Origin of the sequence: Falsiroseomonas bella (assembly GCF_003173615.1) — a bacterium.
GTDB classification, from domain to species: Bacteria; Pseudomonadota; Alphaproteobacteria; order Acetobacterales; family Acetobacteraceae; genus Falsiroseomonas; species Falsiroseomonas bella.
The window spans coordinates 756,091-771,636 of record NZ_QGNA01000003.1 but is presented as its reverse complement, the minus strand read 5'-3'; the positions used below and the strand labels follow the sequence as shown (position 1 = coordinate 771,636).

Genomic DNA, 15,546 nt, shown 5'->3' with positions numbered 1-15,546 from the left:
GCGCGTCCGGCTCAGCCGACCCCGCCGGAGTTCTTCTCGATCAGCGCGCGCGCATCGGCCAGCAGCGCCGCGCCGTCGAAGCCCTTCTCGCGCGATCCGGCGACCCAGGAATCAACCACCGGCTTCGTCGCATCCATCCAGCGGCGCTTCTCGGCCTCGGAGATCTGCACGATCTTGTTGTCGCGGCGGCGCTCCACCATGGCGCGCACCACGGGGCCCTGCTCGTCCCAGACCTTCGCCGCCATCTCGGCCGCGACCATGCCGGAGTTCGCGTCCAGCACGCGCTTCAGGTCGGGCGCGAGGGCCTGGTACTTCGCCGGGTTCATCGCGAGGATGAAGGTGGCGGCGTAGAGCGTCGGGCTGCCCGGGATCTCCGTGTGGTTGCGCACCAGCTCCTGCAGCCGGATGGAGGGCACAACCTCCCACGGGACCACCGCGCCGTCGATCACGCGCTGGCTCAGCGCCTCCGGCACCTGCGGGATGGGCAGGCCGATCGGCGCGGCGCCGAGGGCGCGCAGCGCCTCGCCGGCCTGGCGCGTCGGGAAGCGCAGCTTCAGGCCGCGCAGGTCCTCCATGGTGAGGACCTCCTTGTTCGCATGGATCGAGCCGCCGTCATGCGCCCAGACCGTGATCGGGTGCACTTCCCGGAACTCGTCGCGCAGGTGCTTGTCGGTGAATTCCCAGCAGGCCTTGGCGTTCGGCATCGCAAGGCGATGCGCGACGAAGGGCAGCTCGAACACCTCGACCTTCGGGAAGCGGCCGGGCGTGTTGCCGGGCAGCGTCCAGACAATGTCGGCGACGCCGTCGCGCGCCTGATCGTAGAGCTGCGGCGGGGCGCCGCCGAGCTGCATCGAGGGGAAGATCTGGATGCGCAGCCTGCCGCCGCTCTCGGTCGCGATCTTCTGCGCCCAGGGCTGCAGGAAGTGGCGGTGCACGTTGGACACGGCGGGCAGGAAGTGGTGCAGGCGGAGCGTCACTTCCTGCGCGGAGGCGGGGCGCACCAGCGCCGGCGCCGCGAGGCCGGCGGCCCCGGCGAGAAGGATCGAGCGACGGGCGATCATGATGTTTCTTGCCTCCCTGGACGCGGCTTTTCGGCCGCCATTCCGCAATAGAAGCGCCCGGGCCGGCTTTCAAGCGCCGGCCAGGGCACCCTGCAACGCGCGCGCCTTGGCGGCGACCGTGGGCGCATCGTCGCCCGGGCGATAGATCGCGCTGCCGATCCCGAAGCCGGCGGCGCCCGCGGCGCGCCAGGGCGCCATGTTGCCGGGCTCGATCCCGCCCACCGGCAGGATCGGCGTGCCCTTCGGCAGCACCGCCAGCAGCGCCTTCAGCACGGCCGGCGAGGCGGCCTCGGCGGGGAACAGCTTCAGCCCGTCGGCGCCGGCCTTGAGCAGGGCGAAGGCTTCGCCCGGCGTGAAGAAGCCCGGCACGGCGAGCATCCCCGCCGCCTTCGCCGCGCGCACCACATCCGGGTCGGCATGTGGCGTCACCACCAGCCGCCCGCCGGCTTCCGCGATGCGCGCGCAATCGGCCGGATCGAGCACGGTGCCGGCGCCGACCAGCGCGCGGTCGCCGCAGCGCCGGGCGAGCCGGCCGATGCTGTCGAGCGGATCGGGCGAGTTCAGCGGCACCTCGATGACGGCGATGCCTTCGGCGATCAGCGCCTCGCCGATCGCTTCCACCTCCGCCGGCCGCACGCCGCGCAGGATGGCGACGAGCGGGCAGCGGGCGAGCCAGTCCTTCAGATCCATCCGAGGCTCCGTCCGATCTGGTGCAGTCCGGCGGCGACGAGGTCCGGGTCGTGCTTGCGCACGGTGACCCCGGACAGACGCAGCGCGTCCTCGTAGAGCGCGGCGAGCTCCGCCGCGCCGACCAGCTCCACCTGCGCAACGGGATGCGCGGCGAGCGCGGCGGCGATCTCGTGGCCGATCAGCAGGCCGGAGAGGTAGCTGCGCGTCTCGGCCTGCTCCAGCCTGTCCATCAGGTGCAGCGTGCGGGCGCCGAAGAGGTGGTGCAGCAGCCCGCCATGCTGGCGCGCGCGCGTCACGCCGCGCGCGAAGGCCTCCGGCCGGTGCGGGCCATCCAAGCTGGTGCGCGCCAGGATCGTGTGCGCGGAGAGCGCCGCGAAGGTCTCGCCGGTCATGTGGGTGGTGAAATGCGTGACGCGGTCGGCTTCCAGCCGCGCCCATTTGCTGTGCGTGCCGGGCATGCAGGCCAGCGCGTCGTCGAGCCCGATGGCCAGCGCGACCAGCTTCGTCTCTTCTCCGCGCATCACGTCGGGGATGCCGTCCGCATCCTCGGTGGTCAGGCCGGGCACCAGGCGGATCTCGGCGCCGTCGAAGGGCACGGGCACGGTCGCGGCGGCGATCTCGGCGGGGCCTGCGGGGCAGCGCAGATAGGGGGCCTCCACCCAGCCCTGTCGGCTGCCGACCATGCCGCAGAGCAGCACGCGCGTCTCGCCCTGCGCCAGCCAGGGGCCGACCGCCTCCCGCAGTGCCGCCGGGAAGCCGCCCGCCGGTACGGTCAGGATGCCGCCCGGCCGGTCCAGGCGGTCAGTGACCGCGCCGCCCGGACCCAGCCGGTAGGCGCGCAGGCTCGTGGTGCCCCAGTCGATGCCGATCATGCGCCAGGGATGGGCCGCGGCGGTGCCGCGCGCAAGCGTCGCCCGGCGTCCATCGCCGGGGCGTGACGCGCATCCGGCCGCTTCCGGCGCCGCCCGGCCTGTGCGAGGCTGCAATCTTCGCAGGGGGCAATGAAGGGGACTCAACCGGTGCGTCGTTCCGGCGGTCGGCTTCTGCCGACGGCGCTGCTGCTGACCGCGGCCGCCCTGCTCGGGCTGGCGGCGGCGGCGAATCCGGATCGCTTCAACCCGGACGCGGTTGCCTACCTCACGCTTGCCCGCCATTGGCGCGAGGGGGCGTGGGACCTGGCGACCAGCGGATACTGGGGGCCGCTGCTGCCCTGGATGGTCGCCGCGCTGCTGCCCCTCACCGGGGACCTGCTGGCGGCGGCGCGGCTGGCGATGGCGGCCTCGGCGCTGGTCTTCCTCGGCGGCGGTCTCGCGCTGCTGCGTGCGACGGGGTTGCCCGCGGCGGCGCAGGCGGTGGGTGGGCTGTGCCTGATGGGCTTCGCCCTCGCCTGGTCCATCCAGATCATCACGCCCGACCTGCTGGTGAGCGGCCTGCTGCTGGCCGGGCTCGCCGCGGCGCTGCGGCCCGGCTGGCCGCGCCGCCTGGCGGGGCAGGCGCTGGCGGGGCTGTTGCTGGGGCTCGCCTACTACGCGAAGGCGGTGGCGCTGCCGCTCGGGCTCGGCCTGCTGGTGCTCTGCGGGCTCTGGCACATGGTGGCGTGGCGCGCGGGCTGGCGCGGCGCCTGGGCGGCGCTGCGCTCCGGGGTGGTGATGCTGCTGGTCGCCGCGCCCTGGATCGGCCTGCTCTCGGCGCAATATAGCAAGCCGAGCTTCGGCACGAGCGGCGCGCTGAACCTCGCCATCGCCGGGCCGAGCTATGTCGCGGCGGCGGGCGACCGCTTCGACCCGCATCACCCGGCCTTCACCAGCTTCCATGCGCCGCGCGGGGGCCGCGTCACGGCGTGGGAAGAGCCGACCGAGATGGCCTATGTGAGCTGGACGCCCTGGGCGGATGCGGCCTCGCTGCGGCATTTCGGGCGGCTGATCCGCTACAATGCCGAGCTCAGCCTGCGCACGCTGCGCGGCTTCGACGCCTTCGGCCTCGGCCTCGCCGCGCTGCTGCTGGCGCCGCTGGCCGCCGTGGCCGGTGCGCAGCCCTGGCGCATGGCGGTGCTGCCCGCGGCGATGGTGGCGGCCATCTACCTGCCCGTGCTGTCGAACGGCGAGCCGCGCTACCTGATGCTGGCCTACCCGCTGATGTTCGCCGCCGCGGCCGGCATCGCCTTCACGCTGGCGGGGGAGGGCGCCTGGCAGGGGCTGCGACGCGCGCTCGCCGCGCTGCTGCTGCTTGTGGCCTTCCTGCTGCCGCTGCGCCACGACGTTGCGGTGGCGCTGCTCGGCCGGCCAAACCCGGCGCTGCTGGCTGCGCGTGAGGTCGCGGCGGCGATGCAGGCGCAGGACGTGCCGGGCGGTGTCGCCTCGGTCGGCGAGCTCGGCTTCGCGGCGATCTTCACGGCCTTCCTCGCGGAGCGCCCCTTCCTCGGCACCGAGGCTGCGCTGCCGCCGCGAGAGCGGCTCGCGGCGCTGCAGGCCGGCGTGCTGCTGGTCGCGCCCGGCGGTGCCGCGGACCGCGCCTTGCAGGCCGAGCCAGGCGCGGCGCGGCTGCTGCCGCCCGGCCCGACGGTTGCGGCCTGGCGGCTGCGATGAGCGCGCGCAGCCTGCTCGCCGCGCTCGGCTTCCCGCTGGGCTTCGGGCTGCTCGCGGTCCTGCTCGGCAAGGACGACAACTGGGACCTGCTGCACTACCACTACTACAACCCGCATGCCTGGCTTCACGGGCGCAACGGCCACGACCTGCTCGCGGCGGATTTCCACGTCTACTTCAACCCGCTGCTCGACCTGCCCTTCTACCTCGGCAACCGGCACCTGCCCGGCGCGGCGCTGACCTTCCTGCTCGGCGCGCTGCACGGGGTGAACGGGCTGCTGCTGTGGCGCATCGCAGGGCACGTGCTGCGGCCCGGCACGGGCGTTCCGCCGCTGGTGCCGGCGCTGGTCGGAATGCTGGGCGCGGGCTCGATCTACGTCGTCGGGACGACCTATTACGACGCGCTGGTGGCGCTGCCGGTCTTCGCCGCGCTGTGGCTGATCCTGCGCCGCTGGGATCTGGTGCAGCACGGCCCGCTCGGCCGGAGCCTGCCGCTGCTGGTGCTGGCCGGCGCCTGCGCCGGGACAGGGGTGGGGCTCAAGCAGACCGTCGCGGTCTTCGCGGTGGGCATCGGCGTCGCGCTGCTGCTGCTGCCGGGGCGGCGCATCGCGAGCATGGTGGCCTTCGGCATCGGCGGCGTGATCGGGGTGCTCGCCACCTCAGGCTTCTGGCTGTGGCACCTGTGGGAGACGACGGGCAATCCGCTGTTCCCGTACTTCAACCACGTCTTCCGCTCGCCGCTCGGCCCCGCCGAGGACCTGCGCACCCGCCACGCCATGCCGCGCGACCTGTGGGAGGCGCTGACCTGGCCGCTGGTGATGCTGCGCGCGCCCTGGCGGGTGGACAGCCCGGTGCGCGACGCGAAGCTGCTGGTGGCCTATCTGGCGGTGCCGGCCGGCCTGCTGCTGGCGCTGGCGCGGCCGCGCGCGGAGAACCTGCTGGCGGAGCGACGCATCGCGGTCTTCCTGCTGGTGGCCACGGCGGTCAGCTACCTGGTCTGGCTGCGCCTGTTCTCGATCTACCGCTACCTGATCCCGGTGGAGATGCTGGCGCCGCTGGTGATCCTGGCGGCGCTGGGCTTCGCGCCGCTGGCGCCGCGGGCCGCGCGCATCCTGGCGGTGGCGCTGATGATCGCGATCCTGCCGATCCAGCCGAGCAACCGCGACCGCATCGCCTGGGACGGGGCGATGGGCGCCCCCTTCGTCGCCGCCGCGCCGCCCGGGGGCATGGCGCTGGAGGGCGCGCTGGTGGTGGTGCCGGGGTGGCATCCGGGCTGGCGGCCGAACGCCTTCGTCATCCCCTTCTTCCCGCCGGAGGTGCCGTTCCTGCGCATCGTCGCGCATGACGATCCGGCCGGGCGGCTGGTGACCGGCTTCGACGCCGAGATCGCGCGGCGGATCGCCACGCATCCCGGACCGGTGCTGGTGCTGATGACGCCGGGCGGGGAGGCGCATGTCACGGCCTCCCTCGCGCGGCACAATCTGGCCGCGGAGTTCGCCGCCTGCCGGCGGCTCACCACAAGCATCGGCGGCCCGCTGGCGCTCTGCCCGGTCGGGCGGCGCTGACGCGCCGTCCTCGCCCGATATCAGGCCCCGCCGAACTTCACCTGCTGCTGGTCGTTCTGGCCGCGCATGGCCCAGCCGGTCGTGCGGTTCTCGATCGCGACGGCGGCGACATACATCGCGACGCCCATGATCGCGGTCATCATCAGCCCCGCGAAGACCAGCGGCACGTCGAAGCGCGAGCTCGCCAGGATCATCAGGTGGCCGATTCCTTTGTTCGCCGCCACCGTCTCCGCGATGATGGAGCCGACGAAGGCGACCGTGATCGAGATCTTCAGCGAGGCGAAGAAATAGGGCATCGCCCGCGGCAGGCCGACCTTGCGGATGATGTCGGAATGCCGGGCGCCCAGCGCGCGCAGCACGTCGCGCAGCTCCGGCTCCACCGTGGCGATGCCGGTCGCGACGTTCACCATGATGGGGAAGAAGCTGATCAGGAAGGCGGTGATCACCGCCGGCACCGTGCCGATGCCGAACCAGATCACCAGGATCGGCACCACCGCGACCTTCGGGATGGAGTTGAAGCCGATCAGCAGCGGATAGAGCCCGTGATAGAGCAGGGTCGAGCTGCCGATCGCGACGCCGAGCAGCAGGCCGAAGACGATGGCGAAGCCGAAGCCGATCAGCGTCGTCATCAGCGTCTGCCAGGAATTGTCGAGCAGCGGCACCCACCACTTCACCATGCTGGCGGCGATGTCGCTCGGCGCGGGCAGGACGAATTGCGGGACGTCGAAGGCGCGGACCGCGATCTCCCACACCACGAACATGCCGACGATCACCATCCAGGGCAGGGCGGCCTGCAGCCTGCGGCGGCGCCGCGCGGCGGCGGCCATGGATTCAAGCCGGCGCAGCGCCTCCGGCGACATGCCGTTGTCGGCGGGCAGCGTCGCCTGGCGGGCGGTCATGTCGTCAGGCATTCACCACCTCCTCGCCCTTGCGGGCGGCGCTGATGTACTCGCGCAGGTCGTGCACGAGGGAGACGAATTCCGGCTTGTAGGTGGTCTCCAGCGTGCGGGGGCGCGGGAAATCCACGATGCGCTCCGCGATGATGCGCCCGGGGCGGGAGGACATCACCAGCACGCGGTCGGCGAGGTAGGCGGCCTCGCGCAGGTCGTGGGTGACGAGGATCACGGTCGGGCGCCGCGCCATCCACACATCCTGCAGCACCGCCCAGAGATCCTCGCGCGTGAAGATGTCGAGCGCGGCGAAGGGCTCGTCCAGCATCAGCAGGGCGGGCTCGTGGATCAGCGCGCGGCAGAGGCTCGCGCGCTGCTGCATGCCGCCCGAGAGCTGCCAGGGGAATTTCTGCTCGAAGCCGCCGAGGCCGACCAGGGCCAGCAGGTCCCGGGCGCGGGCCTCATAGGTCGCGCGCTCGGCGCGCAGCCGGCGGCGATGCGGCTCCACCACCTCGAGCGGCAGCATCACGTTGTCCAGGATGTTCCGCCAGGGCAGCAGGGTGGGGTTCTGGAAGGCCATCCCGGCGATGGAGAGCGGCCCCGTCACCTCCTGCCCGGCGACCACCACATTGCCCGCGGTGGCCGGCCAGAGGCCCGTCACCAGGCGCATCAGCGTGGACTTGCCGCAGCCCGAAGGCCCGACCACGGCGATGAACTCGCCCTTGCGGACGTCCATCGTGGTGCCCTGCAGGGCGAGGGTGCCTTCGACGCCGCCGTAGCGCATGGCAACGCCGGTGATCTCGACGAAAGGCCGTTCCATTCTGCCCCCTGCCCGGCTTGGTGCGCGGAGATGTGCGTCACGGGGCCATCCCTACGCAAGACGCACGCCACGGGCGAACCCCTTTTTGCAGCGCCGCAGGAGGCATGGCCGTGCCGAGGCTGCAGGCAAAATGCCTATCTTCCGGGCGCATCCGGCGCGGCCAGCACGCCGGTGCAGGCGGCGGGCAGGCGGGGCGGCGGGCCGGGCCGGGCGGGGCGCGCAGGGGGGCGCCCTGCCTCCTCGGTGAACCACCAGTCGAGCGTCGAGTCGCAGCCATCGCCCGGCGGCGGCGGGGCGATGTCGCGGCAGAGCGGGCTGTCCGGCGGGCAGCGCAGGCGCACATGCATGTGGCTGTCATGCCCCCGCCAGGGCCGCACCCGGCGCAGCCAGGCGGCGCCGCCATGGTCGGCGCAGAGGCGCCGCTTGATCGCCGGGTTCACCAGCAGCCGGTCCACGCCGGGCGCCTCGGCCGCGATGCGGATCAGCTGGGCGTGCCGCGCGGTCCAGCGCGCCGGGTCCACCGCCATGCCGTCCGGCAGCACCAGGGAGGGGATCGAGAGCTCCTCCCGCCGGCCGGCCGGCACCAGGGGCTTCGGCCGCAGGTCGAGCCAGATGTCCACGTCGAGGCCGGTCTGGTGGCTGGCATGGCCCCAGGGCAGCGGCCCGCCGCGCGGCTGCGCGATGTCGCCGATCCAGAGGTCGGGCAGCCCCGCCGCCTGCGCCCGGCCCGCGACATGCTCCACCAGGGCGATCGCCGCCGGATGCCCCCAGTGCCGGTTGCGCGAGACGCGGATCGCCTGCCAGCCCGGCCCGTCATGCGGCAGCGCGACACCCCCGGCGAGGCAGCCGAGCGAGGTGCCGCCGATGGCCCGGGGCGGCCCGGCGGCCGGGCGTGCCGGCGCCGCCCAGTCCGCGGCGCGCGCGACCGGGCCTTCCGCTGCGCCCGCGCGCGATGCGGGCAGGAGAAGCAGCATGGCGAGCCCGAGCGCGCGAAGCAGCCTGTCCGTTCCGCACGCCGTCCCGCGCATGCCGCCCTCTCCGACCCGCCTCACCACCCAGTGATAGTCCCGGATGGCGCCCGCCTTGAAGCCGGCGCGTCCCGCCTTGCGGCGGCCATAGTGGTGGCGTGCTATGCCGCCGCGGCGTGGCCTCGTTCGGAGTGGTGCATTTGGCGCGTTTCCTGGTGACCGGCGGGGCCGGCTATGTGGGCAGCCACACGGTGCTGGCGCTGCTCGACCGCGGCGACGAGGTCGTCGTGCTCGACGATCTCTCCAAGGGCCATCGCGCCGCCGTCCCGGCCGGGGCGACGCTGGTGCAGGGGCGCTGCGACGATCCGCGCGCCGTCGAGGCCGCCTTCGCCCGCGGCCCCTTCGAGGCCGTGCTGCACTTCGCCGCGCTGTCGCTGGTGGGCGACAGCATGCGCGACCCGATGCGCTACATCGGGGAGAACGTGGCCGGCGTGACCGCCGTGGCCGGCGCCGCGGCGAAGGCCGGGTGCCGGAAATTCGTGCTCTCCTCCACCGCCGCCCTGTTCGGCTTCCCGGACCGCATCCCGATCGACGAGGAGCAGCGGCTGGAGCCCGCCTCGGCCTATGGCGAGAGCAAGCTGCTCTGCGAGCGGGCGCTGGCCTGGGCCGAGAAGGTGCACGGCATGCGCTTCGCCGCGCTGCGCTACTTCAACGCCGCGGGCGCCGACCCGGATGGCCGCGCGGGGGAGGACCACGACCCCGAGACGCATCTGATCCCGCTGGCGATCGGCGCCGCGCTCGGCCTGCGGCCGCCGCTCACCGTCTTCGGCGACGACTACGACACGCCCGACGGCACCTGCATCCGCGACTATGTGCATGTGACGGACCTGGCGGAGGCGCATCTGCGCGCGCTGCCGGTACTGGAGGAGCGCTCGGTCCGCTACAACCTCGGCAACGGCACGGGCTATTCGGTGAAGCAGGTGCTGGACACGGTCGCGCGCGTCGGCGGCCGGCCGGTGCCGCATGGCTACGGGCCGCGCCGCGCGGGCGATCCGGCCGCGCTGGTCGCCTCCTCGCGGCGGCTGCGCGAGGAGACCGGCTGGATGCCGCGCTTCCCGGCGCTCGAGGACATCGTGCGGACCGCCTGGGCGTGGCACGCGGCGCATCCGCGGGGGTATGCGGGCCGCTGATGCCGGGGCGGCCCTCCCCCGCAAGCGGGGGAGAGCGCCGTGATCAGCCGTTGAAGCGGAAGGCGCCGCTCACCTGGTCGCCATCGGTCGCGGCGGCCGGAGCCTCGCCGGCGGTGGCCTTGGCCTGGGCCTGGGCCATCGCCTCCTTGGCGCGCTGCTCGACCTGCTTGGTCACCTCGACCAGCACGCGCGCCAGCGCGGGCAGCTGAACCACCGGCACCACCAGCGTGCCGGAGGGCTCCGGCTTCGCGTCCTTCTGCGCCGTGGCGGCGCCGAGGGTCAGGCGGGCGACGCCGTTGGCGATGTGCACGTCGAGCACGCCGTCGCCGAAGATGATGGGGCTGGCAGCCATGGTCCGGTGTCCTGTCGGTCGTTGGGGGTGGGTGAAGGCGCGCGCCGCCCTGCCGGCGGCACGCGCATCTCGGCGCGGCGGCTATTGCTCGCGGAAGGCGCGGTGGAAGCTGTCGAAGACCGGCTGCAGCAGGTAGCGCCCGAAGGACCGCTCGCCGGTCTGGATCATCGCCTCCACCATCATGCCCGGACGCAGCTGCACGCCTTCCAGCGCCTGCAGCTGCGCCTGGTCGATCTCGATGTTGACGCGGTAATAGGCGATGCCCCGCCGGTCGTCCTGCGTGACGTCCGAGGCCACGAAGGTCACGTGGCCGTGCAGATAGGGCACGAGGCGCTGCTTGAAGGCGGGCAGCCGCACCTCGGCGAGCAGGCCGGGATGGATCACCTCGATGTCGTTCGGCTGGACATTCACCTCGGCGATGATCCGGTCCTCGCGCGGGACGAGGTCCATCACCGGGTCGCCCGGCCGCACCACGGCGCCGATGGTGAAGACCCGCAGGTTGAGCACCGTGCCGGATTCCGGCGCGGTGATGTCGAGCCGGGTGGACACGTCCTCGGCCGCGCGCAGGCGTTCCTCGGCCTCGGCGAGCTTCACGCGCACCTCGCGCAGCTCGGCGGAGACTTCCTGGGCGCGCTGGTCGCGCAGGCGGCGCATCTCGCGTTCGGCCTCGGCGATCTGCGCGTTGCTGCGCTCGGCCTGGCTGCGCAGGTCGGCGATGTTGCCCTCGGTCGAGGCGACCTGGCGCTGGATGGCCAGAAGCTGCGGCAGGCGGGCGAGGCCCTGGCTCAGCAGCCGGGCGGTGTTGGCTTCCTCGGCGCGCAGCAGCACCAGCATGCGCTCCTGCGCGTCGCGCTGCGCCTCGCCGGAGCGGATCTGCGCCTGGAACTGCTCGACGCGCGCGTTCAGCACGTTGAGCTGGCTTTCCAGCGCCACGCGGCGCGCCTCGAACAGCGCCCGCTGGCCGTTGACCGCATCCTGCGCGCGGGACGCCTCGGCGCCGATCAGGTCGGGCGGGAAGATGATCGCGGCGGCGTCGTTCTGCTCGGCGACGAGGCGCGCATCCTGCGCCAGCAGCGCCCAGCGCTGGCTGCGCAGCGTCTCGGTCTGCTGCGAGGCCTGGGGCTGGTCGAGGCGCATCAGCACCTGGCCGCGCCGCACCTCGTCGCCGTCGCGCACCAGGATCTCGCGGACGATGCCGCCCTCGAAATGCTGGATGGTGCGGCGGGTGCCCTCCACCTTCAGCACGCCGGGCGCGATCGCGGCCTCTGCCAGCGGGGTGAAGGCCGCCCAGCTGCCCAGGCCGACGAGGAAGATCAGCACGATGGCGTAGCCGAGCAGCATCGGCACGCGGGTGCGCGGGCGCGGCGCGTCGAGGATCAGCGGCTCGGTCGGCGGCTGCCACAGCGCCGGGACGCCGCCGGAGGCCTGCGCCACGGCGGCCTTCTCGGGGAGCGTGATCTGGTTCATCGGGCGCCACCTTCGACGCGGGCCGGAACCTCGGCGGGCCGGCTCTGCTGCTGCACCAGGCGCTTCAGCACCTCGGCGCGCGGGCCGAAGGCTTCCACCGCGCCGTCACGCATCAGGAGGACCTTGTCCACGCCCTGCACCAGGGTCGGGCGATGCGAGACGAGGATCACCGTGGTGCCGCGGCGCTTCAGTTCCTCGATGCCGCGGATCAGCGCCTGCTCCGCGTCGCCGTCGAGGTTCGAGTTCGGCTCGTCCAGCACCACCATCTTCGGGCTGCCGAACAGCGCGCGGGCCAGGCCGATCAGCTGCCGCTGGCCGCCCGAGAGGTGCTGGCCGCCATCGCCGATCTCGGTGTCGTAGCCCTGCGGCAGGCGCAGGATCATCTCGTGGCAGCCGGCGAGCTTCGCCGCCTCGAACACCAGCTCGGGGTCGGCATCGGCCATGCGGGCGATGTTGCGCAGCACCGTGCCGTCGAACAGCTCGACGTCCTGCGGCAGGTAGCCGACATACTTGCCGAAATCCTCGCGCATCCAGGTGAAGACGTCGGCGCCATCCAGCCGGACCGTGCCGGCGGAGGGCTGCAGCGTGCCGATCAGCAGGCGGATAAGCGTCGTCTTGCCCGCGGCGGAGGGACCGATCACCGCAAGCGATTCGCCGGCCGCGAGGTTGAAGGACACGCCCTTGATGATCGCCACCGGCTGGCCCGGGAAGCCGAAGGTCACGCGCTCGGCCGAGACGCGCCCGGTCGGCGGCGGCAGGGCCATCCCCGGCGGGCGCATCCGCGGCAGGGCGAGGAAGCCGAGCAGGCGGCGATAGGCCTGGCGCGCCTGCACCAGCTGCTTCCAGCCGCCGATCATCTGCTCCACCGGCGCCAGCGCGCGGCCCATGATGATCGAGGCGGCGATCGAGGCGCCGGCGGTCAGCTGCTGCCCGAGCACGAGATAGGCGCCATAGCCCAGCACCGCGACCTGCACCGCGAGGCGGAAGAAGCGCGTGATGGAGAGCAGGAAGGCTGCGCGGTCCGCGGCGCGTTCCTGCGGCGGCAGTGAATTCGCGAGGCCCTCGCGCCAGCGCTGCATGACGGCCGGGCCCATGCCCATGCTGTCGATGACCTCGGCGTTGCGGACCATGCTCTCGGCCCGGCGCTGGCTGGCCATGGCGCCGGTCGAGGCCTTCCGCAGCAGCGCGCCGGTGGCCCATTCATTCGCCAGGGTCAGCATGAACAGCAGCACCGCGCCGACCAGCGCGATGGCGCCGAGCGCGGGATGCAGCAGGAAGATCACCGCGAGGAAGATCGGCACCCAGGGCACGTCGAACAGCGTCAGCGCGGCGGGGGAGCCGAGCCAGCTGCGGCAGACGGCCAGGTCGCGCAGCGCCTCCATCCGGTAGGGGCGGTTGCGGAGCTGGCTTTCGATGGCGCGGAGGAAGGCCTCGGGCGCGGCCTTGCCCTCGACCCAGCCGGCGATGCGCTGCATCACCTGCCCGCGCAGGCCGTCCAGCACCGCCATGACCAGCAGGGCGAACATCGCGATGGCGGTCAGGTAGTAGAGCGTGTCCATGCTGCGGGTGGAGAGCACCCGGTCGAACACCTGCATCATGTAGAGCGAGACGGTGAGCTGCAGCATGTTCACCACGCCGCTGAACAGGGCGACGGCGGCGATCTGGCGGCGGCAGGCGCTGACGGCCTTGGACAGCACCGTCTCCCCCGGCCGCTCGGGGATCGGCATGTTGAGCGGCATCGGGCGCAGCATCGGGATCAGGCCCCTCCGGACAGGCGGGCAAGCAGCTCCGCCAGCCGCGACGGGATGGTCGGGTCGAGCGCGAGCGTCACGGCGACGAGCGCCGCGCCGAGGGCGAGGGCGGCGAGGTTGGCCAGCACCGCGCCGGGGAAACCGAGCGGGCGGGGAAACCGGTCGAGCTGCTCGGCGACCGCCTGGCGGCGGATCTCCTCCACCTGGTTGTGCAGCAACCGGAACGCATAGGCGTGCAGGTCGGCTTCCGCCTTGCGGCGCAGGCTTTCCACGCCGTCGGGGCCGGGCGGCTTGCCCGCCTGCACCGCCATGCCGAAGGCCAGGAGGTCGCGCAGCCGGCTTTCCTCGGCGCCGAGGAAGTCACGCAGCGAGGGCAGGCCCGAGGCGGGATCGGGGCCCGGGACGCCGACAGGCCCGGTCGCCCCGGCCAGGCGGTTGATGCGCCCCGGCGCAGGACCGGGCGCCGGGCGCTCGGCTTCCGTGTCGCCGCTCGTTTCAGTAGCCGATGCCGTCATGAGGACCTGGCGCTCTTTTACCGTGCCGGATGAATAGATCGTGAGGGGATCTTGCCCGTCCGGCGAAACCGGGCATCCAGGTGGCAGGCTAGCACGTCCGGCCGGGGGCACAAAACGCGGAGTCGTAGCCCTGCCGGGGCTGCGCTGACGGATCGTTACTTTGTGCGGACGGTTTCGCCCTGCGGCGCGGGGATGGCGAGATAGGCGATGCGCCGCGCCTCCAGCCGGCCGCGCGTCACGGTGTCCAGGATCAGGCCGCAGGCCAGCAGCAGGAAGGCGAGCAGCATCAGGCCCATCGAGAGCACCGCGGTGGGCAGGCGGGGCACCAGGCCGGTTTCGAAGAAGGTCTGCAGCACCGGCACGGACAGGCCCAGCGACAGTGCGGCGACGGCCGCCGAGACGGCCGTGAAAAAGGGCAGGGGCCGTTCCCGCCGGACCAGCAGCCCGATGGTGCGCAGGATGCGGAAGCCGTCGCGCCAGGTGTTCAGCTTGGACTGGCTGCCCGGCGGCCGTTCCCGGTAGCGGGTGCGCAGCTCGCCGACCGGCATGCGCAACTCCAGCGCATGGACGGTGAATTCCGTCTCGGTCTCGAAGCCGGAGGCCAGCGCGGGGAAGGATTTGGCGAAGCGGCGGGAGAAGACCCGGTAGCCGGAGAGCATGTCCGTGATCCGGTCCCCGAAGACCAGCCGCACCACCCCGGTCAGCACGCGGTTGCCCAGCCGATGGCCGGGGCGGTAGGCGGCTGTCGCGTCGGTGACGCGCACGCCGGTCACCATGTCGAGCTGCTCGGCCAGCAGCATGCGCACCATCTCCGGCGCGTCCGCGGCGTCATAGGTGTCGTCGCCATCCACCAGCACGTACACGTCGGCCTCGACATCGGCGAACATGCGCCGGATGACATGGCCCTTGCCCTGCTGCGTCTCGCGCCGGACCACGGCGCCGGCCGCGGCGGCGACCTCGGCCGTCCGGTCGCGGCTGTTGTTGTCGTAGACGTAGATGGTCGCCGCCGGCAGGGCCGCCTGGAAGGCGGCGACGACGCGCGGGATCGCCACTTCCTCGTTGTAGCAGGGCACCAGCACGGCGATGCGGGGGGCAGGGCTGGCGGCCCAGGCGTCACGATCCGCCGGCATGGGATCCCCCGAAGACGAAGCGGCGCGAGAGCACGAAATTGCCCACCATCCCGGCCAGCGCACCGGCCGCGACGCCAATCACCGGATGCTGCGCCACGAAGGGCACCCCAGCGACCAGCGCCGCATAGGTCCCGTAGTTGAAGGCGAAGCCGACCAGGTTGACCACGACGAAGACCGCCCATTGGCGCATCGCCGGGCCGCTGCCCTGGCCGCGGAAGGTCCAGGCCCGGTTGAGCGCCCAGGTCGTCGTCGCCGCCGCCAGGTAGGAGACGACGCGCCCGCCATAGAGCCCGAGCCCGACCGCCAGCCCGGCATAGAGCACGGCGGTGTCCACCACGAAGCCGATCGTGCCGACCACGCCGAAGCGCAGGAATTGCCCGAGAGTCCGGCTGCGTGCCGGGCCGAGCCGATCCAGCAGTCGACGCAGCAGCGAATCGCCCTGCATGGGTCTCCTCTGCGGCGCGGCAAGGCGGGTCATGCGGGGGCTCAAAGCACGGACCGGTGTCCGAACCAAGGCGGGGGGCTGCGGCTGGACGCGTCCCGGCCGGGCTGCAACCTTGCCGCG

The 15,546-nt window shown here is 72.9% G+C and carries 15 protein-coding genes; 3 read left to right on the top strand and 12 right to left on the bottom strand.

The window, feature by feature from the left end; all coding sequences use genetic code 11:
- Positions 1-11 precede the first annotated feature (11 nt).
- The 3 genes from DFH01_RS16235 to DFH01_RS16225 all read right to left on the bottom strand — a co-directional run bounded on the left by DFH01_RS16235 (position 12) and on the right by DFH01_RS16225 (position 2,623).
- The gene (locus DFH01_RS16235) at positions 12-1,061 is read right to left on the bottom strand and encodes a TRAP transporter substrate-binding protein (RefSeq protein ID WP_109871475.1); all 1,050 of its coding nucleotides are present in this window, start codon (positions 1,059-1,061) and stop codon (positions 12-14) included.
- Between the two features lie 69 nt (positions 1,062-1,130).
- The gene (locus DFH01_RS16230) at positions 1,131-1,751 is read right to left on the bottom strand and encodes a 2-dehydro-3-deoxy-6-phosphogalactonate aldolase (RefSeq protein ID WP_109871474.1); all 621 of its coding nucleotides are present in this window, start codon (positions 1,749-1,751) and stop codon (positions 1,131-1,133) included.
- Complete coding sequence (locus tag DFH01_RS16225) at positions 1,742-2,623, bottom strand: 2-dehydro-3-deoxygalactonokinase (protein ID WP_109871473.1); 882 nt, start codon at positions 2,621-2,623, stop codon at positions 1,742-1,744. The genes DFH01_RS16230 and DFH01_RS16225 overlap by 10 nt, the downstream gene beginning before the upstream one ends.
- Positions 2,624-2,770: 147 nt before the next feature.
- On the opposite strand from DFH01_RS16225, the gene DFH01_RS16220 reads away from it, so the two are divergent.
- Positions 2,771-4,336, top strand: a complete 1,566-nt coding sequence (locus DFH01_RS16220) for a hypothetical protein (protein WP_109871472.1) — start codon at positions 2,771-2,773, stop codon at positions 4,334-4,336.
- Entirely contained in the window at positions 4,333-5,898 is a 1,566-nt protein-coding gene (locus tag DFH01_RS16215; RefSeq protein WP_109871471.1) for a hypothetical protein, read from the top strand. The genes DFH01_RS16220 and DFH01_RS16215 overlap by 4 nt, the downstream gene beginning before the upstream one ends.
- A gap of 20 nt (positions 5,899-5,918) precedes the next feature.
- On the opposite strand, the gene DFH01_RS16210 is transcribed toward DFH01_RS16215, so the two are convergent.
- The 3 genes from DFH01_RS16210 to mepA all read right to left on the bottom strand — a co-directional run bounded on the left by DFH01_RS16210 (position 5,919) and on the right by mepA (position 8,636).
- Complete coding sequence (locus DFH01_RS16210; RefSeq protein WP_233256133.1) at positions 5,919-6,809, bottom strand: ABC transporter permease; 891 nt, start codon at positions 6,807-6,809, stop codon at positions 5,919-5,921.
- Positions 6,802-7,608, bottom strand: coding sequence for an ABC transporter ATP-binding protein (locus DFH01_RS16205; protein ID WP_109871470.1), 807 nt, complete (start codon positions 7,606-7,608; stop codon positions 6,802-6,804). The genes DFH01_RS16210 and DFH01_RS16205 overlap by 8 nt, the downstream gene beginning before the upstream one ends.
- A gap of 134 nt (positions 7,609-7,742) precedes the next feature.
- Positions 7,743-8,636 (bottom strand): penicillin-insensitive murein endopeptidase, encoded by an 894-nt coding sequence (mepA, locus tag DFH01_RS16200; protein WP_199231249.1) that lies wholly within the window; start codon positions 8,634-8,636, stop codon positions 7,743-7,745.
- Between the two features lie 140 nt (positions 8,637-8,776).
- Between mepA and galE the strand changes: the two genes are divergently transcribed.
- Positions 8,777-9,766 (top strand): UDP-glucose 4-epimerase GalE, encoded by a 990-nt coding sequence (gene galE / locus DFH01_RS16195; protein ID WP_109871469.1) that lies wholly within the window; start codon positions 8,777-8,779, stop codon positions 9,764-9,766.
- A 43-nt stretch (positions 9,767-9,809) separates the two neighbouring features.
- On the opposite strand, the gene DFH01_RS16190 is transcribed toward galE, so the two are convergent.
- The 6 genes from DFH01_RS16190 to DFH01_RS16165 form a co-directional block, all read right to left on the bottom strand.
- A complete protein-coding gene (locus DFH01_RS16190; RefSeq protein WP_109871468.1) occupies positions 9,810-10,118 on the bottom strand; it encodes a hypothetical protein in 309 nt (102 codons plus the stop codon).
- A gap of 81 nt (positions 10,119-10,199) precedes the next feature.
- On the bottom strand, positions 10,200-11,585 hold the full coding sequence (locus tag DFH01_RS16185; RefSeq protein ID WP_109871467.1) for an HlyD family type I secretion periplasmic adaptor subunit: 1,386 nt from the start codon (positions 11,583-11,585) through the stop codon (positions 10,200-10,202).
- Positions 11,582-13,324, bottom strand: a complete 1,743-nt coding sequence (locus DFH01_RS16180) for a type I secretion system permease/ATPase (protein ID WP_233256131.1) — start codon at positions 13,322-13,324, stop codon at positions 11,582-11,584. The genes DFH01_RS16185 and DFH01_RS16180 overlap by 4 nt, the downstream gene beginning before the upstream one ends.
- Positions 13,325-13,341: 17 nt before the next feature.
- Positions 13,342-13,851, bottom strand: coding sequence for a hypothetical protein (locus DFH01_RS16175; RefSeq protein WP_109871466.1), 510 nt, complete (start codon positions 13,849-13,851; stop codon positions 13,342-13,344).
- Positions 13,852-14,006: 155 nt separating this feature from the next.
- Positions 14,007-14,981, bottom strand: coding sequence for a glycosyltransferase family 2 protein (locus tag DFH01_RS16170; RefSeq protein ID WP_109871465.1), 975 nt, complete (start codon positions 14,979-14,981; stop codon positions 14,007-14,009).
- Complete coding sequence (locus DFH01_RS16165; RefSeq protein WP_109871464.1) at positions 14,965-15,426, bottom strand: GtrA family protein; 462 nt, start codon at positions 15,424-15,426, stop codon at positions 14,965-14,967. Before DFH01_RS16165 ends, DFH01_RS16170 begins: the two co-directional genes overlap by 17 nt.
- Between the last annotated feature and the right edge of the window lie 120 nt (positions 15,427-15,546).